Source organism: Pseudomonas sp. EMN2 (genome assembly GCF_009650555.1).
Classification (GTDB): domain Bacteria; phylum Pseudomonadota; class Gammaproteobacteria; order Pseudomonadales; family Pseudomonadaceae; genus Aquipseudomonas; species Aquipseudomonas sichuanensis.
This window is the reverse complement of record NZ_VZZR01000089.1, coordinates 1-18,502: the sequence shown is the minus strand read 5'-3', so window position 1 is coordinate 18,502 and position 18,502 is coordinate 1. Positions and strand designations below refer to the sequence as shown.

Annotated in this window: 17 protein-coding genes; 8 read left to right on the top strand and 9 right to left on the bottom strand. The window is 65.7% G+C overall.

Features of this window, described 5'->3' with window-relative positions; all coding sequences use genetic code 11:
• The first annotated feature begins 645 nt into the window (after window positions 1-645).
• Genes F6X61_RS22465 through F6X61_RS22455 form a run of 3 tightly spaced genes read left to right on the top strand, consistent with a single transcriptional unit; the run spans window position 646 to window position 5,065 of the window.
• On the top strand, window positions 646-2,388 hold the full coding sequence (locus F6X61_RS22465; protein WP_153788601.1) for a type I secretion system permease/ATPase: 1,743 nt from the start codon (window positions 646-648) through the stop codon (window positions 2,386-2,388).
• Window positions 2,389-2,400: 12 nt separating this feature from the next.
• Window positions 2,401-3,735, top strand: a complete 1,335-nt coding sequence (locus F6X61_RS22460; RefSeq protein ID WP_256671405.1) for an HlyD family type I secretion periplasmic adaptor subunit — start codon at window positions 2,401-2,403, stop codon at window positions 3,733-3,735.
• 1 nt (window position 3,736) lies between these two features.
• Entirely contained in the window at window positions 3,737-5,065 is a 1,329-nt protein-coding gene (locus F6X61_RS22455) for a TolC family outer membrane protein (RefSeq protein WP_153788599.1), read from the top strand.
• 152 nt (window positions 5,066-5,217) lie between these two features.
• Here F6X61_RS22455 and F6X61_RS22450 read toward each other — a convergent pair whose 3' ends face one another.
• A complete protein-coding gene (locus F6X61_RS22450) occupies window positions 5,218-6,576 on the bottom strand; it encodes an 8-oxoguanine deaminase (RefSeq protein WP_153788598.1) in 1,359 nt (452 codons plus the stop codon).
• Between the two features lie 483 nt (window positions 6,577-7,059).
• On the opposite strand from F6X61_RS22450, the gene F6X61_RS22445 reads away from it, so the two are divergent.
• Complete coding sequence (locus tag F6X61_RS22445) at window positions 7,060-7,488, top strand: molybdopterin-binding protein (RefSeq protein WP_153788597.1); 429 nt, start codon at window positions 7,060-7,062, stop codon at window positions 7,486-7,488.
• A gap of 246 nt (window positions 7,489-7,734) precedes the next feature.
• Window positions 7,735-8,598: a sensor domain-containing diguanylate cyclase gene (locus tag F6X61_RS22440; protein ID WP_153788596.1), complete on the top strand. Its 864-nt coding sequence runs from the start codon at window positions 7,735-7,737 to the stop codon at window positions 8,596-8,598.
• A gap of 3 nt (window positions 8,599-8,601) precedes the next feature.
• Here the strand turns inward: F6X61_RS22440 and F6X61_RS22435 are convergent, their stop codons facing one another.
• The 5 genes from F6X61_RS22435 to F6X61_RS22415 all read right to left on the bottom strand — a co-directional run bounded on the left by F6X61_RS22435 (window position 8,602) and on the right by F6X61_RS22415 (window position 14,423).
• Window positions 8,602-11,010 (bottom strand): TonB-dependent receptor, encoded by a 2,409-nt coding sequence (locus tag F6X61_RS22435; RefSeq protein WP_153788595.1) that lies wholly within the window; start codon window positions 11,008-11,010, stop codon window positions 8,602-8,604.
• Between the two features lie 121 nt (window positions 11,011-11,131).
• The gene (locus F6X61_RS22430; protein ID WP_153788594.1) at window positions 11,132-12,094 is read right to left on the bottom strand and encodes a DUF4880 domain-containing protein; all 963 of its coding nucleotides are present in this window, start codon (window positions 12,092-12,094) and stop codon (window positions 11,132-11,134) included.
• Window positions 12,091-12,594, bottom strand: coding sequence for a sigma-70 family RNA polymerase sigma factor (locus F6X61_RS22425; protein WP_153788593.1), 504 nt, complete (start codon window positions 12,592-12,594; stop codon window positions 12,091-12,093). The genes F6X61_RS22430 and F6X61_RS22425 overlap by 4 nt, the downstream gene beginning before the upstream one ends.
• A 78-nt stretch (window positions 12,595-12,672) precedes the next feature.
• Complete coding sequence (locus F6X61_RS22420) at window positions 12,673-13,377, bottom strand: SDR family oxidoreductase (protein WP_153788592.1); 705 nt, start codon at window positions 13,375-13,377, stop codon at window positions 12,673-12,675.
• 152 nt (window positions 13,378-13,529) lie between these two features.
• Complete coding sequence (locus F6X61_RS22415) at window positions 13,530-14,423, bottom strand: LysR substrate-binding domain-containing protein (protein WP_153788591.1); 894 nt, start codon at window positions 14,421-14,423, stop codon at window positions 13,530-13,532.
• A 187-nt stretch (window positions 14,424-14,610) separates the two neighbouring features.
• Here F6X61_RS22415 and F6X61_RS22410 point away from each other — a divergent pair, with 187 nt between their 5' ends.
• Entirely contained in the window at window positions 14,611-15,003 is a 393-nt protein-coding gene (locus F6X61_RS22410; RefSeq protein WP_153788590.1) for a hypothetical protein, read from the top strand.
• On the opposite strand, the gene F6X61_RS22405 is transcribed toward F6X61_RS22410, so the two are convergent.
• Both F6X61_RS22405 and F6X61_RS22400 read right to left on the bottom strand, forming a co-directional pair.
• Window positions 14,991-15,908: an acetoacetate decarboxylase gene (locus tag F6X61_RS22405; RefSeq protein ID WP_153788589.1), complete on the bottom strand. Its 918-nt coding sequence runs from the start codon at window positions 15,906-15,908 to the stop codon at window positions 14,991-14,993. The genes F6X61_RS22410 and F6X61_RS22405 overlap by 13 nt on opposite strands.
• Window positions 15,909-16,029: 121 nt before the next feature.
• A complete protein-coding gene (locus F6X61_RS22400) occupies window positions 16,030-16,470 on the bottom strand; it encodes a MerR family transcriptional regulator (RefSeq protein WP_153788588.1) in 441 nt (146 codons plus the stop codon).
• Window positions 16,471-16,576: 106 nt separating this feature from the next.
• Here F6X61_RS22400 and F6X61_RS22395 point away from each other — a divergent pair, with 106 nt between their 5' ends.
• The gene (locus F6X61_RS22395; protein ID WP_153788587.1) at window positions 16,577-17,833 is read left to right on the top strand and encodes an NADH:flavin oxidoreductase/NADH oxidase family protein; all 1,257 of its coding nucleotides are present in this window, start codon (window positions 16,577-16,579) and stop codon (window positions 17,831-17,833) included.
• A 64-nt stretch (window positions 17,834-17,897) separates the two neighbouring features.
• Here F6X61_RS22395 and F6X61_RS22390 read toward each other — a convergent pair whose 3' ends face one another.
• Entirely contained in the window at window positions 17,898-18,281 is a 384-nt protein-coding gene (locus F6X61_RS22390) for a hypothetical protein (protein WP_153788586.1), read from the bottom strand.
• Between F6X61_RS22390 and F6X61_RS27140 the strand changes: the two genes are divergently transcribed.
• A partial coding sequence (locus tag F6X61_RS27140) for a hypothetical protein (RefSeq protein WP_218575549.1) occupies window positions 18,280-18,502 on the top strand: 223 nt, incomplete at its 3' end. The two genes, F6X61_RS22390 and F6X61_RS27140, sit on opposite strands and share 2 nt — an antisense overlap.

Sequence of the window (18,502 nt, the reverse complement as noted above, 5' to 3'; positions counted from 1 at the left end):
TGACCTCGATCGGTATGGGGGGCGAGCGCGGGGCGCAGGCGCCCGTCGCGCCCGTTCATGGGCGTGCACGGTTTGCAGCGTTTTCTTGTGGCGAAACGGGGCGCGCAAAACCGTTACCCGCCTGGCGGGCTACGTGCCTGGAGTTCGCGCAGGTTCAGGTGCGTCGGGCGCTCAGGCGCGACGAACCCAGGCCCTGGGTGGGCCGTGACCACGAGAGGTGGGGGATAACGTCCTGTAGAGCCCATTCACTCGGTACAAGAACAGAGGGCTGGTCATGTTCTGCTCCCACAGGAATGTCAGCGGGGGCTCGCGGTGCCGTGGCGACAACAGGGCTTCGGGCAAAGTTCCGACGAACTGACTAAGACTAAAGTTGTAGGCAAAAAAATTGTCAATATTACGTCGATAAAAAAGATTGGATCCCGCTAATCATTCTCAACTGGCTGTTTTTAATGAAAATTGCGAGGAATCCATAGAGCAAAAACGTATTACAAAATATTTCTCACAACCTACGCTCCTGCTTGTGGGGTACTGCAGCGAGTTCGGATTACCCGCCAAAAGAGCGACCAGCCTGCGTGCCAATCAGCTTCCACACCTACTGCTACCTGGGCTGCCGCAAGAGCACCCGGTTTTCTGGAGGGAGGCCTCATGCCCAAGCACACATCCACCCGCACTGAGCTCGCCGACGCACTGTTTCAAATGCGACGCAGTTTCTATTCGCTGGCAGGTTTCAGCGGAGTGATAAACGTCATGATGTTGACACCTGCCGTGTACATGCTGCAGGTCTACGACCGTGCACTGGTGAGCCGCAACGTCACCACCCTGGCCATGCTGACGGTGCTTGTGGTGGGCCTGTTCCTGCTGATGTCCACCCTGGAGATGCTGCGCACCCGGGTGCTGATCCGGGTGGGCAACTGCCTGGACATGGCACTCAACCGACGCACCTTCAGCGCCGCCTTCGAGCGCAATCTCAGCCGCGCCGGCGGCAGCCCCGGCCAGGCCCTGCAGGACCTGGCGCAGCTGCGTCAGTTCCTCACCGGCAATGGCCTATTCGCCTTCTTCGACGCGCCCTGGACGCCGATCTACCTGCTGGTCGCCTACCTGATCCATCCGCTGCTGGGGCTGGTCACGCTGATCGGTTCGATGATCCTGGTAGGCCTGGCCTGGCTCACCGAAAAGGCCACCCACCAGCCGCTGGCCGAAGCCAACCAGGCGGCGCTGTCGTCGGCCAACTACGCCAACAACAACCTGCGCAACGCCGAGGTGATCGAGGCCATGGGCATGCTGCCGGCCATCAGCCAGCGCTGGTTCAAGGGCCACCTGCGCATCCTGCAGATGCAGACCCTGGCCTCCGACCGCGCCGCGCTGATCAGCAGCACCGGACGCTTCGTGCGCATCACCCTGCAGTCGCTGATCCTCGGCAGCGGCGCGCTGCTGGCGATCGAAGGCAAGATCACCCCGGGAATGATGATCGCCTGCTCGATCCTCACCGGCCGCGCCCTGGCCCCGGTGGAACAGGTGATCGCCTCGTGGAAGCAACTGCTCGCTTGCCGCCTGGCCTGGGGCCGGCTCAACACGCTGTTGCACGACTATCCAAAGCGGCCGCCGAGCATGTCGCTGCAGCGCCCGCTGGGCATGCTCGCGGTGGAGAACGTGTTTGCCGGCGCCCCCGGCACCGGCAACACCATCCTGCGCGGGGTGAGCTTCAGCCTTACACCGGGTGAAAGCCTGGGCATCATCGGCCCGTCCGCCTCGGGCAAGTCCACCCTCGCCCGCCTGCTGGTCGGCGTATGGCCGACCCAGGCTGGCAAGGTGCGCCTGGACGGCGCCGACCTGTTCACCTGGAACAAGGCCGAGCTGGGCCCCTGGCTCGGCTACCTGCCCCAGGATGTGGAGCTGTTTGAAGGCAGCATCGCCGACAACATCGCGCGCTTTGGCGAGGTGGACAGTGACGCGGTGATCCGCGCCGCCAAGATCAGCGGCGTGCACGAGATGATCCTGCGCCTGCCCCAGGGCTACGACACCCGCCTGGGCAATGACGGCAGCCCGCTGTCCGGTGGCCAGAAGCAACGCATCGCCCTGGCCCGCGCGCTGTACGGCGAGCCCAGCCTGATCGTGCTGGACGAGCCCAACGCCAACCTCGACGACCTCGGCGAAAAGGCCCTGGTGGACGCCATGGCCGAGCTCAAGGCGCGGGGCGCGACGGTGATCCTGGTCTCGCACCGGCCCAATGTGCTGTGCGCCGTCGACAAGGTGCTGATGCTGCGCGACGGCACCGTGCAAATGCTCGGCAGCCGCGACGAAGTGTTCGCCGCACTGCGCAAGGCCAGCGTGATACCGGCAGGCGCGACGGCACCGACCCCACTGGCCTCGGTCAAGGCACGGGAGTGACAGATCATGCAGATGAACATGCCCACTGAAACCACCGGGAACGCCCTCGACCACGGCATCGACATGAACGTCACCCGCCCCGCCCGCTGCGGCCTGTGGTTGATGCTCGCCGGCTTTGGCGGTTTTTTGATGTGGTCGTGGCTGGCGCCGCTGGATGCCGGCGTGGTGGCCACCGGCACGGTCAAGGTCACCAGCAACCGCAAGGCGGTACAACACCTGACCGGCGGCACCGTGGAAGCGATCCTGGTGCGCGAAGGCGACGTGGTGAAGAAAGGCCAGGAACTGGTGCGTCTGGATGCCCTGCGCGCCGTGGCCGAACAAGGCGCGGTCAGCGCCCAGTACATCGTCAGCAAGACCGTGGAGAACCGCCTGGAGGCCGAGCGTGACGGCCAGGACACAGTGACCTACGACCCCGACCTGCTTGCCCGCTTCGCCGGCGACCACCGCCTGCTGGCAGCGATGGACTTGCAGGAACACCTGCTCGATACCCGCCGCGCGGGCCTGGCCGGCGAGATCGACATCCTCGAAGAGAACCTCACGGCCTCGGCGGTGCAGCTCAAGGGCCTGCAGCAGGTGTATGGCGCGCGCGCCTCGCAGATCGGCTTCCTCGACCAGGAACTGCACGGCACCCGCACCCTCGCCGCCGAAGGCTATGTGCCGCGCAACCGCCTGCTGGAACTGGAACGCAGCCATGCCGACCTGTCCGCCGGCCAGGCCGAGAACCTCAACAACATCGCCCGAGTGCGCAGCCAGACCAGCGAGATCCGCCTGCGCATCCTGCAGCGCCAGCACGACTACCGCAAAGAGGTGCAATCGCAGCTGACCGACACCGCCAAGGAGAGCACCACCCTGGCCGACCGCCTGCGCGCGCTGGATTATGAAGTGGCGCACACGGTGATCCGCTCGCCGATCGACGGCATGGTCCAGGCCCTGAGCATCGCCACGGTCGGCGGGATCATCCAGCCCGGCGCCAAGATCATGGAGGTGGTGCCGCTCGACGAGCCGCTGCAGGTGGACGCGATGATCCCGGTGCAGGCCATCGACAAGATGGTCCCGGGGCTTGCGGTGGACCTGTCCTTCCCGGCCTTCAACCATGCCCAGACCCCCAACATCCCCGGGCGGGTCAAGACCGTCTCGGCCGACCGGCTGATGGACGAAGAGAGCAAGCAGCCGTTCTACCTGGCCCAGGTGGAGGTGACCCAGGCCGGCATGGCCCTGCTGGGCAGCAACCATATCCGCCCCGGCATGCCCGCCAGCGTCACCATCAAGACCGGCGAACGCAACCTGCTGAGCTACCTGCTCAAGCCGATGATCGAGCGCGTCGACAGCGCCTTCAAGGAGCAATGATATGAACCGTCATTGCCTGTGCCTGTGCCTGCTGGGCCTGGCCCTGCCCGCCGGCGCCATGGACCTCAAGCAAGCCTGGGACCTGCTGCAGTACCAGGGCCCGGTGTACCGCGCAGCCGTGCATGAACAAGAGGCCGGCGCCGAGAACCGAGCCATCGGCCGAGCCGGCCTGCTACCGCAGATCAACGCCTCGGCCTACACCAACAAGGTCAACGGCAACCAGCGCCAGAACGGCATCAACAACGACCTCGACTACGACTCCACCGGCGCCAACCTGCGCCTGCGCCAGCCGCTGTTCAACAAGCAGAAGATGGCCGAGTACCGCCAGGGCCAGCAACGCGCCGACTACAGCGTGGCGGTATTCGATGCCAAGAGCCAGGACGCTGCGGTACGCCTGGCCGAGAGTTACTTCAACGTGCTACTGGCCAGCGAGACCATCAGCCTGGCCCACGCCAAGCTGAGCGCCTTCGAAGAGCAATTGGCCTCAGCGAAACGGCGCATGGAACTGGGCGACGGCACCATCACCGACATCGACGAGTCGGCCGCGCGCCGCGACCTGGCCGAGGCCGAGCTGATCGAAGCGCAGGACAACCTGGTCAACGCCCGCCGCCAGCTCGCCGAGTACATCGGTGAAACCCCTGAATCGCTGACCACCTTGCAACCGGGCTTCGCCACCCCACCGCTGCTGCCAGGCAACTTGCAGGATTGGCTGGTCAAGGCCCAGGCCGACAGCCCGCTGATTCATGCACGCCGCCACAGCCAGGAGATCGCCGAAGAAGAAGTGAAACGGGCCAAGGCCGGCCACTGGCCGACCCTGGACTTCGTCGCCGGCTACACCGCCGGCGAAAGCCAGTCGCTGTCGGAGCTGAACCAGCGCAACCACTACAGCTCGATCGGCCTGGAAATCAACATCCCGTTGTACAGCGGCGGCGGTGTCAGCGCCCTCAGCCGCCAGGCCAGCGCCAACAGCGCCAAGGCCCAGGACGAACTTGACGCCACCCGCCAGGAAGTCATCACCGGCACCACCCGGGAGTTTCGCGGTGTGCAGAGCGGCGCCCTGCGCATTCGCGCGCTGGAAAAAGCCGTGGTGTCCAACGAGCGCTCATTGCTGTCGACCCGCAAGGGCTTCAAGGAGGGCGGCACCAGCACCAACTCGGATGTGCTCAATGCCGAGGAGCTGTTGTTCGTGGCCAGGCATGACCTGTTCGAGGCCAAGTTGCGCTACCTGATGTCGCGCCTGCGCCTGGCCTCGTCGGTGGGGAGCCTGGGGGATGATGATATCGATCAGATCAACGATTACCTGGGGCCGGAGTTGTTGGTGAGCAAGTGATAGAGCTGGGGCCGCTTTGCGGCCCTATCGCGGCACAAGGCCGCTCCTACAGGGGATCGCGGTCTCTTGTAGGAGCGGCCTTGTGCCGCGAAAGGGTCGCGCAGCGGCCCCGGCAGTCTATGTGGTAACGCTGCACGTCGGCGCCTGGCAGATCACTCGCCGCTGACCAACTGCCACGCCAGCTGGTTGTGACGCTCCAGCACCAGAGGCAGATCCACGGTGGTGATACGGCCGTCCTGCACCACCACCCGGCCATTGATCACGCTGGTGTCGACGTGGGTCGGGGTGCAGAACACCAGGGCCGCCAGCGGGTCGTGCAAGGCGCCTGCGTAGGCCACGTGGCCGAGGCTGAAGGCGACGAAGTCGGCGACCATGCCCGGGGCCAGGGCGCCGATGTCGTTACGGTTGAGCACCTTGGCGCCGCCCAGGGTGGCGATTTCCAGGGCCTCGCGCGCGGTCATGGCGTCAGGGCCGAAACCGACCCGCTGCAACAGCAGCGCCTGGCGCACTTCGCCGATCATGCTCGCGCCGTCGTTGGAGGCCGAGCCGTCCACCCCCAGGCCCACCGGCACGCCGTGGTCGCGCATCTTGCGGATCGGCGCGATGCCCGAGGCCAGGCGCATGTTCGAGCAGGGGCAGTGGGCCACACCGGTGCCGGTGCGGGCGAACAGTTCGATGCCGTGCTGGTCGAGCTGCACGCAGTGGGCGTGCCAGACATCGTGGCCGACCCAGCCGAGGTCTTCGGCGTATTCGGCGGGGGTCATGCCGAACTTCTCGCGGCTGTAGGCGATGTCGTTGACGTTTTCGGCCAGGTGGGTGTGCAGCGACACACCGTACTCGCGCGCCAGCACCGCGGCTTCGCGCATCAGGTCACGGCTCACCGAGAACGGCGAGCACGGCGCCACCACCACGCGGCGCATCGAACCGTGGCTGGCGTCGTGGTAGTCCTCTATCAGGCGCTGGGACTCCTTGAGGATGTCGCTCTCTTTCTCCACCACCGAATCCGGCGGCAGGCCGCCCTGGCTGCGGCCGACGCTCATGCTGCCGCGCGCGGCGTGGAAGCGCATGCCGATTTCCTCGGCGGCGTGGATGCTGTCGTCGAGCTTGCAGCCGTTGGGGTAGATATAGAGGTGATCGCTGGAGGTGGTGCAGCCCGACAGGATCAGCTCGGCCATGGCGGTCTGGGTCGACACCGCGATCATTTCCGGAGTCAGCCGCGCCCAGATCGGGTACAGATTGGTCAGCCAGTTGAACAGCTCGCCGTCCTGGGCGGCCGGCACCACGCGGGTGAGGCTCTGGTACATGTGGTGGTGGGTGTTGACCAGGCCGGGGATGACCACCTTGCCGGCCATGTCCAGCACCACATCGGCGGTTTGCGGCAGGCTGTCGCTGGGGCCGACCTGCTTGATGATGTTGTCTTCGATGTACAGGCCGCCGCGCTTGATTTCCCGGCGTTCGCCGTCCATCGTCACCAGCAGCTCGGCGTTCTTGACCAGCATTGTCTTGGGCATGGGGGTTCCTCTCCCGCAAGGGGTCGCATTCAACATGATGTTTGCACAGGCCGCCGTCGGGCGACCTGTATGGAGCGTTCAGTGCAGCTGCGCAGGCAGTGTCGCGATGAACGGCAGGCGATACCGTGCCGCGGCTGAATCCGCACGTGCCAAGGCATGGGCCAAGGGCCCTGACAGGCATGCACGGGTTTGCGGCGTGAAGGGTATGGCAGCGCGTCCGTCGCTCGTGGCGGCGCTGAAGCATGCATCAGCGTTGAGCGGGATTCGCGCAAGAGGCTCGTAGGGTTCGAGCAGCGTTGGGTGTTGCATGATGGGTAACCGTCGCAATACGCACCGGCGATTGCCGCTGTCGTAGGCGCCGGACAATGTAAGCAGAACTGACGGTTTCTGTATACAAAAAGCTCTCGCTGCGTCGCTATGCTGGAAACTACATAGCGAAATCCTGACACTGCAGTCAGATTTTTCATCATCAAGGAGCAAGTCATGAAAGTCAGTGCCCGCAACGTGTTCAAAGGCAAGGTCCGTGATGTGCGCCCCGGCGCCGTCAACAGCGAGGTCAGCCTCGAGTTGGCCGGTGGCGAAACCCTGGTGGCAGTGGTCACCGTCGAGAGCGTCAACAGCCTGGGGCTCAAGCCAGGCGCCGAGGCCATCGCCCTGGTCAAGGCACCCTGGGTGATGCTGATGACCGAGGCCAGCGACATTCGCCTGTCCGCCCGCAACTGCCTGAATGGCAAGGTGGTGAAAGTCACCGACGGTTCGGTCAACGCCGAAGTGACCCTCGAACTCGCCGGCGGTACCCAGGTTCACGCCATCGTCACCCGCGATGCCGTGCAGGAGCTGGGCCTGGCCCCAGGCGTCAATGCGACCGCCGTCATCAAGGCCTCGCACATCATCCTCGGCGTACCGGCCTGATGATCCCGGCCAGGGCACCGCTCGGCGCCCTGGCCTGCCCGCTACATCACCTGCCCATACACGACAGGCGCTGCTGCACGCCCGTCCATTTCGTCCGCCGCTACTGGTGACAGCCACCCGCCACTGTGTATGCTGGCCGGCGCCGCGAACCGTTGCCTGGCCCTGCCCCGCTGCCGACCGGGCCACTCGCCGCCGCCCTTCGCGATCAGGCCACGATCGAGCCCACCGTAGCGGACTCCCAGCCCCATGCCCGTTGACCTGCAAGCGCTCTACCCCAAGCTGATCCACCTGATGCTGGACACCGTGTTCGTGGTCGACCGGGACAATACCATCGTGTTCGTCAGCAATGCCTGCGAAGCATTGCTGGGCTACCGCGCCGACGAACTCACCGGCACCCCGATCACCCGCTACATGCACCCGGATGACCTGGAGGCGACCCGCGCCTCGATCATCCGCATCATGAACGGCCACGCCCATTTCGACTTCCGTAACCGTTACATCCGCAAGGACGGTGCGGTGGTGCACATCCTGTGGGCGGCGTTCTGGTCCGACGAGGTGGGTGCGCGGATCGGCGTGGCGCGCAACGTGACCGCCCTGACCCAGGCCGAGCAGGAGCTGCGCTTTCTCGCCCATCACGACCCGCTGACCCGACTGTGCAACCGCTCGCTGTTCAACGACCGCCTGGCTGCGGCGCTACACAGTGCAAAGCACCAGCAGCGCCCACTGGCGCTGCTGTTCCTGGATATCAACGACTTCAAGGGCATCAACGATGTCCACGGGCATGCGGCGGGCGACCGCGTGCTGTGCACCATTGCCCGGCGCCTGGAAGCCTGCGTGGCGGCCACCGACACGGTGGCGCGCATGGGCGGCGACGAGTTCACGATATTGCTGCCGGATATCTCGTCGGCCGCGGCGGTTGCCGAGCAGATCGCCCAGATCCTCGCCGTCATGGCCGAGCCACTGGGCCCTGAGTTCGGCGCTATCGGCATGCCCAGCTGCAGCATCGGCGTAGCCTGCTACCCCGATGACGGTGAGGACGCCGACACCCTGCTCAGCCGCGCCGACGACGACATGTACCAGCAGAAACGGCGGCGCCGGGCGGCGGGTTGAGGGTCAGAAGTCGTAGCGCAGGTTCATCATCACGTTGCGTGGCGCGCCGTAGTGCCCCCAGCTGCCGGAGAAGCCGGTGTAGTACTTCTCGTCGAACAGGTTGTTGAGGTTCAGCGTGCTGCTCAGGTGCTCATTGAAGCGGTAGCGAGCCATCAGGTTGACCACGGCGTAGTCGTCCTGGGTGATGCGGGTGCTGTACCGGGAAAAATACACCGAGTTGCTGGAGTTCCAGTTGACCCCGCCGCCCAGGGTCAGGCGCTGCCAGTCTCCCTGCAGCTGGTAGGTGTTCCACAACCGGAAGGTGTCCATCGGCAGCTGACTGGTCAGCCGCTGGCCATCGGCGTCCTCGGTGCGCGAATGGCTGTAGCCAGCCTGCACGTTCCAGCCCGTGGCCAACTCGCCGGCCAGCTCCATGTCGATGCCCTTGGTCTTGGCGCCGCTGACGGCGCGGTAGGCGTCTTCCTGGTCGCGAGTGCCCGGCACCTTGGCGCCGCCATCGAGCTCGGCGACGTTGTCGCGCTCGACCAGGTAAAGCGACACGCTGCTGTTCAGGCGCCCGTCATAGAACTCGCCCTTCCATCCCGTCTCGTAGTTTTTCCCCACCACCGGCTCCAGGTACTTGCCGTCGCGGTCGCGGGCGGACTGCGGCTTGAAGATGTCGGTGTAGCTGACGTACACCGACTGCTCGGGGGTGAGGTCGTAGACCAGCCCGGCGTAGGGCGTGACCACGCCGCGCTCGGTCATGCTGTAGGCGCTGGGGGCGCCGTTGGGCAGGCTGCGCAGGTAGTAGTGATAGCGGTAGTTGCTGACCCGGGAGCCGAGGATCAGGTGCAGGCTGTCGCTCAGGTTGAAACGCGCGGCAGTGAAGTAGCCGCTCTGGCGGGTGTCGACATCGTAGTCCAGCACCGGCGTGAACAAGTCGGTGTTCGGCTTGGGCAGTTCGTTGCCCCAGTTGTTGAAGTCGACGATCGCGTCATCGGTGCCCTCGGAGTGATGGCGATTGACGTAGTCGAAGTAGTTGGCGCCGAAGATCAGTTCGTGGGTCTGCCCGAACAGTTCGAACGGCCCTTGCAAGGTGGCATCGATCGCGCGCTGGCGCTGGGTGGCGGTGGCGTCGCTCTGGTCGATCTTGGCGGTGCCGTCAGGCCTGATGTTGGAGTTGTTCGAGGAGCTGTAATAGGCACCCGACAACGCGTAGCGGTCGACATCCATGTAGGTGGTGCCGACTTTCAGCTGCCAGTCGCCGGCCAGTTGCTGCTCGAGGCCGATGGTGTAGTTGGTGGTCTCGAAGCGGTCCAGGTTCCACCGCGCACCGGAGCTGGTGGAGCGGGAGAAGTCGGTCGGCGTGCCGTTGTTGTAGATCAGCGGCACACCCTGGGCGCCGGTGGGTCGATAGCGCTGGTGGTCGATGCTGACCCGCAGCAGGGTGGTGTCGGTAAGGTCGGCTTCCAGCGCGCCGTAGGCGATGTCCTTGTCCTGCTGGTACCAGTCCATGAAGGTGTGATTGGTCTGCTTGGCCGCTACCAGGCGCCCACGCAGGTCGCCTTCGCTGGTCAGCGGGCCGGACACATCGGCCTCCAGGCGCCGATAGTTCCATGAGCCCAGGCCACCCTGCACATAGGCCTGGAAGTCCCGGGTCGGGCGCTTGCGCACCACGTTGACCACACCGCTGGGATCGCCGGCGCCGGTCATCAGGCCGGTGGCGCCGCGCACCACCTCGACCCGGTCGTAGATCGCCATGTCCAGCAGGGTACTGGGCATGGTGCGGGTCTGGTTTTCCTGGTAGGTGGTGATGCCGTCGAACTGGTAGGTGTTCAGGCCGCTGCCGCGCGAGTAGATGTTGAAGCGCTCGCCGCCATCCTGGGACATGGTGATGCCCGGGGTCTGCTTGAGCACGTCGGCCATGCTGGTGAGCTGCTGGTCGTCCATGAACTGGCGGGTGATCACGCTGATGCTCTGCGGGGTCTCGCGGATCGACAGGTTCATCTTGGTGGCGGTGCTGGTCACCCCGGTGGTGTAGGAACCGGTGCCCTCGGTGGTCGCACCGAGCCCGGTGGCGTTGACGCTGGTGGCGCCGAGTTCCATGACACCGCTGTCGGCTGCCCGGGGGATCAGCCGGTAACGGTCGCTGCTGACCTGCACCGGCTGCAGCCCGGTGCCGACCAGCAGCATGGCCAGGCCCTGCTCGACCGCGAACTGGCCACGCAGGCCGGGGCTCTGCACGCCCCGGGAGGCCTGGGAGTCGACGGCGACCATCACCCCGGCCTGCTGGCCGAACTGCCCGAGCACGCTGTCGAGGCTGCCAGGGGCGATATCGAAACGGCGCTCATCGGCCTGGGCGGAAAGATGCCACGCGGCCACGGCCAGGCCGAGCAACAGCGGGCTTGCGAGAGGGGTAAGGCGACACAGCATCGAGACAATCCTTGGCAGACAGGCGTGGGCGATGCGCTGCAAATTCAGCGCGTTTGCCTGTACTGATGCGCGAGAAACGAAAACCTGCCGGGTATGGGCAATATTTTTTGCACTGTGAAATTCAGGCCGGCACTACCGTGGCCCAATAGCCCAGCACCCGCTGCACCCGCACCGGCAACACCTCGGCCAGCAGGTCCAGGCTGGCCTCCGGCTGGTCCAGCGAAAACGTGCCACTGACTTGCAACCCGGCCACCTGCGGATCGCAGCGCAATACCCCTTTGCGATAGCGGTCCAGCTCGGCCAACAGACTACCCAGCGCCATGCGCTCGGCCACCAGCTGCCCTTGGGTCCAGGCCGCTGTGCCCACCGGCAGTGGCGTCACGCTGCCAGCGCCGGTTGCCGTGAACAGCTGCTGCCAGCCGCCTTCCAGCCCGGCACGCACACCCTGCCCGTCTTCCACCAGCGCCCTGCCGTCGAGCACCTGCACCAAGGTGGCGGCCACCTGCTGTTGAACCACCAGCCGCGCTCCCACGCCCGGCAGGATCCGCGCCTGCCCCGCACGCACGCTGATGCCGACAGCCTGCCCTGCTTCCAGCAGCACCCGCCCACGGTTGAGGGTCAGCACCTGCTGGCCGGCCACCTGATCGCCATCCAGTGCACTGCCCGTATCAAGCTGGACAGTCAGCCCCGCGGCCAGGCGCCAGCTGCGCCGCTCGCCGGTGGCGGTGCCGTAGTCGCTGAGCAGCGTCGGCAGCACGCTGCGCTGATGCACGCCATAGCCGCTGGCAAGCAGCACCCCGGCACCGGCCAGCCCGCCGAGCACGGCCCGCCGCGACACCCGGCTGCGCGCCTGCAGCAGGCTGCGCGCCGCCGGCACGCCCTGCGTACCGCTACGCAGGCCCTGGCCCAGGCCATCCAGGCGCTGCCAGGCCAGTTCGTGGGCCGCGCTCGCCTGGCGCCAACGCTGGCAGGCCAGCCGCTCGGCCTCGCTGCTGGCCCCCGACTGCAGGCGCACCATCCACAGCATGGCCTGCTCGACCACGGCCGGGTCCAGCCGTTGCGTATCTGCCTGCTGCGGCTTCATTCGCCGTAGACCGACGCGTAGCAGTGCCGATAGGCCTTGAGCATGGCTTTCTGCACTACATTGACGGTCAATCCTTGGCGCTCGGCGATCTGCGCGTAGGTCAGGCCGTCGAGTTGCGACAGCAGGAACACCTCGCGCACGCGGCTGCCCAGGCCATCGAGCACCTGCCCTACCGCATCCAGTGCTTCGAGCACCAGCAGGCGGGTTTCCTCCGAGGGCTGATGCTGCGGTTCCAGCAGCGCCAGGCTGTCCAGGTAGGCGCGCTCCAGCGCCTGGCGGCGAAAGTGCTGCAGGCACAGGCGCCCGGCGATGGTCGCCAAATAGGCGCGAGGCTCGCGCAACTGCGTCGGCAGCTCGCTGCGCAACAACCTGACGAAGGTGTCCTGGGCCAGGTCCAGCGCCTGTTCGCGGTTACCCAACCGGTTGCGCAGCACGCTCACTACCCAGCTGTGGTGCCGCAGGTAGAGATCGCCGACGACATGGCGGTTGGCTGGGTTCATGGCGCGGATCTCCGGCGGCAAATGAATGAAAGTCGCACATGGTAATACTTATCATTCATTTGCATCCAGACGCGTGTTTCACACGCTGCGGGTCAAACCACCATCGACCTTGATGTTCTGCCCGGTGATGTAGGCTGCGCCGTCACTGGCCAGGAAGGCGATGGTGGCGGCGATCTCCTCGCTGGTGCCGTAGCGTTTCATCGGCACCATGTCGCGGCGCTGCTCGGTTTTCGTCAGGCTGTCGATCCAGCCCGGCAGCACATTGTTGATGCGTACGTTGTCGGCTGCGTAGGTGTCGGCGAAGACCTTGCTGAACGCCGCCAGCCCCGAGCGGAACACCGCCGAGGTGGGGAACATGTCGCTGGGTTCGAAGGCCCAGGCGGTGGAAATATTGATGATCACCCCGCCCTGCTGGCGCTGCATGATCGGCGTCACCAGCCGCGCCGGGCGGATCACGTTGAGCAGGTACACTTCCATGCCCTTGTGCCAGTCTTCGTCGCTGATTGCCAGGATCGGCGCGCGGGGGCCGTGGCCGGCGCTGTTGACCAGCACATCCACCCGGCCCCACTTGGCCATGACCGCGTCTACCAGGCGTTGCAGGTCTTCGACGGACTGGTTGCTGCCAGTCACGCCGATACCGCCCAGCTCATTGGCCAGCGCCTCGCCCTTGCCTGACGACGACAGGATGCCGACCTTGAAGCCGTCGGCGGCCAGGCGCCGGGCCGCGGCTGCGCCCATGCCGCTGCCGCCGGCGGTGATGATTGCCACTTTCTGTACTGACATGCTGCCTCCAGCATTGAACAAGAACATGATGGTTCGAGGGTGCCAGGCTGCAGGGCCCGTGCAGACCACTTCGCCGCTCCTACAGGTACTCACTCACCCTAGCAGCCGCGCAGCTTTTGAGGGAGACAGCCAGGCCTTCGAAAGCCAGTAGCTCAACTATCGCCTACTTGCTCTTTGAGCCAAGTCTTGACCACTGCCAGTGCAGCAGGCTGCTGCGCCTTGCGCGGCCATACCAGGTAGAACGCATTGTCCAGCTGCAGCTGCTGAGGGAACACCTGGACCAGCCTGCCGGCGGCAATATCGCCCTTGACGAAAGCGTGGCTGGCCAGCGCGATGCCCTGCCCGCCTGCGGCCGCCTCGATCGCCAGCGAGGTCTGGTTGAAGCGCAGGTTGCGCGCCGCCCCCGGCCCCTGCCCGGGGAACAGCGCCGCCGTGAACGCGGGCCAGAAGTCATGGGCGTCGTGCAACGCGACAAACCCCTGCAGCGCCGCAAAGGTGTCCGGTGCACCTTTTTCTGCCAGCAACTGCGGGCTGGCCACCGCCACCAGGCGCTGCGCCATCAGCAACTCGGCGTTGAGCCCCGCACCGAACGGCGGCTGGCCGTAGCGCACGGCCAGGTCGACGCCATCGGTGTGGAAGTGCGACAGCCGATCGGTTGCCAGCAGGCGCAGGTCGATGTCGGGGTTGCTTTCGGCGAAATCGCCGAGCCTGGGGATCAGCCATTTCGCCGCAAAAGTCGGTGTCACGCTGACCGTGAGTTGCGAAGGTTGAGGGCGCAGCAGCCGGGTCGCCTCGTCGATCATCGCCAATGCGCCGCGCACGCTGGTGCTGTAGGCGCGCCCGGCGTCGGTCAGGCCCAGGCCGCGGGGCAGGCGCTCGAACAGGCGGATGTTCAGGCTGGCCTCCAGGCCGCGAATCTGCTGGGCCACCGCCGCCTGAGTGACACCCAGTTCCTCGGCGGCGAGGCGGAAATTCAGGTGGCGGGCGACCACCTCGAACATGCGCAGGGCATTGAGTGAGGGCAGCGAGGGGAATGCGGCTGACATGGCGGTAGGGATTCTATTGGCTGCAGAGTGCGCTCCAGTGTGCCAAGGGTTTCCAGCCATGGCTATAAAAGCGCCCGGCCCCAGAACTTTTTCTTTTTTGCCGGTCTATCTGCACAAGCCCGAAGCGAAACGCTAACGCGGGCGGCTGGCCACACCTTCTACTGTCTTTCAGAGGCTGTCTTCACCCATGAAACTACCTACCCCACGCATGCTGCTCCTTGGCCTGTTCGCCCTTGTGGCAGTGGGCTCGGCGAACGCTTCGCCGATGAAGACGTCCAACCCCGTGCCCGCTGCCGAAGTGGCGGCGCCCCAGGCCCCGGCCCCCGCCAACCCCTGGCCGAGCCTGGCCAGCACGGTCGCCGAGCAGCCGGCAACGCTGCTGGCCCATGACGACCGCTACTACCGTGATGACCGCTGGCATGACCGCCGCGAAGACTGGCGCCGCGAGCAATGGCGCAAAGAACAGTGGCGCCGTGAACAATACCGCCGCGAAATGGAACGGCGGCACAACTGGGAGCGTTATCACGACCGCGCCCGGCACGATCGCTACTACGATGACCGCCGTTACTATCGCCGCTGACTGGCCTGCTCCAGCCCATCCAAAGGCGCGGGCAGGTGCAGCACCACCTGCGCCTCCTTGATCACATCCAAGCGCACCAGGGTCGACGCCCCCAGCCCGTCGAGCAACTGGCTCAACGGGCCGCCATGGCGCACCAGTTTCACGCCCCGGGGCAGCAGGCGCTGGGCATAGGACAGCGGATTGGTCAGCACCTGGGTCTGCTGCCATTGCCCGTCGACCTGATGAACCATGGTCGTGGTGCCCATCCTCGATTGCGACGCCACCGTGCTCAGCGCGGGCAACGGCGCTTGCAGGCTCAGGTCCGGCCTGCCGTCGGTTGCGGCGATCCGCGCCTGCACGCGGGCGCCGATATCCACCTCGATCGGCGCGCGCCACTTGGGCAACTGATAGCCCAGCACTCCACGCACCCGGGCGATCTCGGTGTTGACCGGCAGCGCCAGCACATGGGCGAAGAAGCTGCGCCGACGCATCGCATCCAGCAACTCCAGCACCTGGGGCCCCCGGGCGCCGGGGCGGCGGACGACGATGGCCACGGACACTTCGTCGTAAGGATCGTTGTCGCACACGCCATAGGAAAAGAAGTTGAGCGCCACCAAGCCGTACCCGGGCAACGGGCTCAAGGGTTCGAGGACCTCCGGTAGGCTTGCCCGCAGGCGCCCGAGTGGGGCCAGGTACAACAGCTGGATGCTGGCCGAGCGGTAGTAGAAATTCGGCGCCCAGACCAGCCCGACCCGGGACTGCACCAGTTGCTTGGGGATGCGCCGGAAATACGCGATGTCTCCGGCGGCCGGGTCGCGCGCCACCTGGTCGAGGTCGGGGTTCATCCGGAAGCGGTCGTAGTACCCTCCTTCCAGCACCTCGACCTGCTGCGTGCCGAACTCGACCTGGGTGTAGCGCCTGTCCATATCTGCTTGACCTTTCTCGAAGATTGACCCGCCGGGCAGCCGAGGGGGCGTGCCCATGATCAGCCCGCGTCAATCACTCTAAGGTTCAACTCAACTTGAAGGTCAAGCGTTCATCCAAGGCTCACTCCACGACCCGGTGAGCCTTGGCCGCACCTGCGCTTTCCTCGCGCAGGCGCTCCAGCACCCGCTGGGTGTTGTCGTCGCAGGGCATGCCCTCGGGCCGGTTCTCGATGCTGTCGATGGCGATCAGCAGCTGCGCCCTGTTCTGCGCCAGGCGCTGCTGCATGGCTTCGATCTCGGCCACCTTGCGCTTGAGGCCGTCGAGCAGGCCGTCCTTCTGCCAGGCATTGGGCCCCACCGGCAGCAGGTGGCGAATCTCTTCCAGTGAAAAGCCCGCGCGTTGGGCACCGGTGATGATCTCCAGGATCCACAGCGCTTGCGGCCCATAGTCACGGTAGCCATTGGCCCGGCGCTCGACCGCCTTGATCAGCCCGCTGGCCTCGTAGAAGCGGATACGCGACGCCGCCAGGCCGCTGCGCTTGGCCAGCTCACCGATTTTCATCATTCACCTCGCTGAATACGTTTACTGGAGTTATCCCACAAAAACTGTTGACCTTAAAGTTGCCTTTAAGCTTAAGGTCGGGCCACTCCCCCTCGAGGCCCATGCAATGAATGTGTTCACTCCGCTCACCCTGCCCAATGGTTCGCTGGTGCCGAACCGTATCGCCAAGGCCGCCATGGAAGAGAACATGGCGCAGACCGACCAGGCCCCTTCCGAGCGCCTGATGCGCCTGTACCAGGCCTGGGCCGACGGTGGCGCCGGCCTGCTGATCAGCGGCAACGTGATGATCGACAGCCGCGCCATGACCGGCCCGGGCGGTGTGGTGCTGGAGCACGACGGGCAACTGGAACCGTTCAAACGCTGGGCGCGGATCGGTCGCTCGCGAGGCGCGCAGTTCTGGTTGCAGATCAACCACCCCGGCCGGCAGATGCAGGCCAACCTCGGCCAGCAGACCTGGGCACCCTCGGCCGTGCCATTGGCGCTGGGCAGCATGTCCAAGCACTTCGCCACCCCACGGGCGATGACCGCGCCCATCATCGCCGAGGTGATCGCCCGCTTCGCCCGGACCGCGCAGTTGGCCGAACAAGCCGGTTTCACTGGCGTCGAAATCCACGCCGCCCACGGCTACCTGCTCAGCCAGTTCCTCTCCCCGTTGAGCAACACCCGCACCGACGAATGGGGCGGCCCGCTGGAAAACCGCGCACGGCTGTTGCTGGAGGTGGTGAAAGCCGTGCGCAAGGTGGTCTCGCCCGGCTTCGCGGTAGCGGTCAAGCTCAACTCCGCCGACTTCCAGCGCGGCGGTTTCAGCGCCGACGACGCACGCCAGGTGGTCGCGCTGCTCAACGGCCAGGGCGTCGACCTGATCGAGCTGTCCGGCGGCAGCTACGAAGCCCCGGCCATGCAGGGCGACGCCCGCGACGGCCGCACCCTCGCCCGCGAGGCCTACTTCCTCGACTTCGCCCGCGACATTCGCCAGGTCGCGCAAATGCCGCTGATGGTCACCGGCGGCATACGCCGCCTGCCGGTCGCCGAACAGGTGGTGGCCAGTGGCGTAGAGATGGTCGGCATCGGCTCGGCCCTGGCCATCGCCCCAAGCCTGCCTAAGGACTGGCGGCGTGGCGTCGACCCGGCGCCGCAACTGCGGCCGATCAGCTGGAAGAACAAGGCGCTGGCGTCGTTGGCCAACATGGCGGTGGTCAAGTTCCAGCTGCGTCGGCTGAGCCTTGGGCGAGCGCCGGATCCGCAGGTGTCGCCGTTGCGGGCGCTGGTGTTGCAGCAATTGGCCAATGCGCTGCGCACGCGGCAGTATCGGCGGTGGATGCGCGAGACGGGCAAGCGCGAGGGTTGCTCGGGTGCGGTTTGAGTCCTGGACCGGGGCTGCATCCTGACGCGCAGAGCGAACACGAGCCAGACGGGTCGGCGTTGTATTACCCGATCAGTTCGACGTAATGGGACTCACCCCCTCCAGTGGCGCCAGATAACCAACCCCAAACAAAGTGCAGGGTCGTGCGGCCTGCTTGATCAACACCCACCGTACCCCGGGACCAGCCGGCAAGAAGCTCGCCCTCGGTCGTCAAGCACTGAAACAGCAGCTCGATGGTATCGGGGCCTGTCACGCGGCCTACCTGGTGACCTGCACGGATCCGTCCGCCTTGATAAGTGCTGTTGATGGCGCCAGCGGCGACTGAATAATGGAAGACCGTGCCGGCGCCCGATAACCCTTGGGTGTTGCTGGCTACCGAGAATCGACGGTTGTTCAGTCGTGCTTCGATCTGGAGAAAATCAGCTTGCGACTGGCGTGTGTCTTTCATGGCGAAATCCATTTCAGAAACGATCACCTTACTCGAGGCGGCGATGTATGTTCTACCTGAAGGTTCGGGTATGTGGGCCTTGAATGGCCGTTATCGACCCGAAGCAGACGCTGGAAAAAGGGACCCGTTGGCGCGACGCGCACTCTGTGGGAGCGGGTTTATCGGGACGCCGAACCGCCGCGAAGCAGGCGCCGCGGTGGATGGCACCGGCTGTGCCGGTG

What these genes read in the sequence shown, in the direction of transcription:
- F6X61_RS22465 (WP_153788601.1), top strand. Translation starts at nt 646, where the DNA reads ATGCCCAAGCACACATCCACCCGCACTGAGCTCGCCGACGCACTGTTT.
- F6X61_RS22460 (WP_256671405.1), top strand. Translation starts at nt 2,401, where the DNA reads ATGAACATGCCCACTGAAACCACCGGGAACGCCCTCGACCACGGCATC.
- F6X61_RS22455 (WP_153788599.1), top strand. Translation starts at nt 3,737, where the DNA reads ATGAACCGTCATTGCCTGTGCCTGTGCCTGCTGGGCCTGGCCCTGCCC.
- F6X61_RS22450 (WP_153788598.1), bottom strand. Translation starts at nt 6,576, where the DNA reads ATGCCCAAGACAATGCTGGTCAAGAACGCCGAGCTGCTGGTGACGATG.
- F6X61_RS22445 (WP_153788597.1), top strand. Translation starts at nt 7,060, where the DNA reads ATGAAAGTCAGTGCCCGCAACGTGTTCAAAGGCAAGGTCCGTGATGTG.
- F6X61_RS22440 (WP_153788596.1), top strand. Translation starts at nt 7,735, where the DNA reads ATGCCCGTTGACCTGCAAGCGCTCTACCCCAAGCTGATCCACCTGATG.
- F6X61_RS22435 (WP_153788595.1), bottom strand. Translation starts at nt 11,010, where the DNA reads ATGCTGTGTCGCCTTACCCCTCTCGCAAGCCCGCTGTTGCTCGGCCTG.
- F6X61_RS22430 (WP_153788594.1), bottom strand. Translation starts at nt 12,094, where the DNA reads ATGAAGCCGCAGCAGGCAGATACGCAACGGCTGGACCCGGCCGTGGTC.
- F6X61_RS22425 (WP_153788593.1), bottom strand. Translation starts at nt 12,594, where the DNA reads ATGAACCCAGCCAACCGCCATGTCGTCGGCGATCTCTACCTGCGGCAC.
- F6X61_RS22420 (WP_153788592.1), bottom strand. Translation starts at nt 13,377, where the DNA reads ATGTCAGTACAGAAAGTGGCAATCATCACCGCCGGCGGCAGCGGCATG.
- F6X61_RS22415 (WP_153788591.1), bottom strand. Translation starts at nt 14,423, where the DNA reads ATGTCAGCCGCATTCCCCTCGCTGCCCTCACTCAATGCCCTGCGCATG.
- F6X61_RS22410 (WP_153788590.1), top strand. Translation starts at nt 14,611, where the DNA reads ATGAAACTACCTACCCCACGCATGCTGCTCCTTGGCCTGTTCGCCCTT.
- F6X61_RS22405 (WP_153788589.1), bottom strand. Translation starts at nt 15,908, where the DNA reads ATGGACAGGCGCTACACCCAGGTCGAGTTCGGCACGCAGCAGGTCGAG.
- F6X61_RS22400 (WP_153788588.1), bottom strand. Translation starts at nt 16,470, where the DNA reads ATGAAAATCGGTGAGCTGGCCAAGCGCAGCGGCCTGGCGGCGTCGCGT.
- F6X61_RS22395 (WP_153788587.1), top strand. Translation starts at nt 16,577, where the DNA reads ATGAATGTGTTCACTCCGCTCACCCTGCCCAATGGTTCGCTGGTGCCG.
- F6X61_RS22390 (WP_153788586.1), bottom strand. Translation starts at nt 18,281, where the DNA reads ATGAAAGACACACGCCAGTCGCAAGCTGATTTTCTCCAGATCGAAGCA.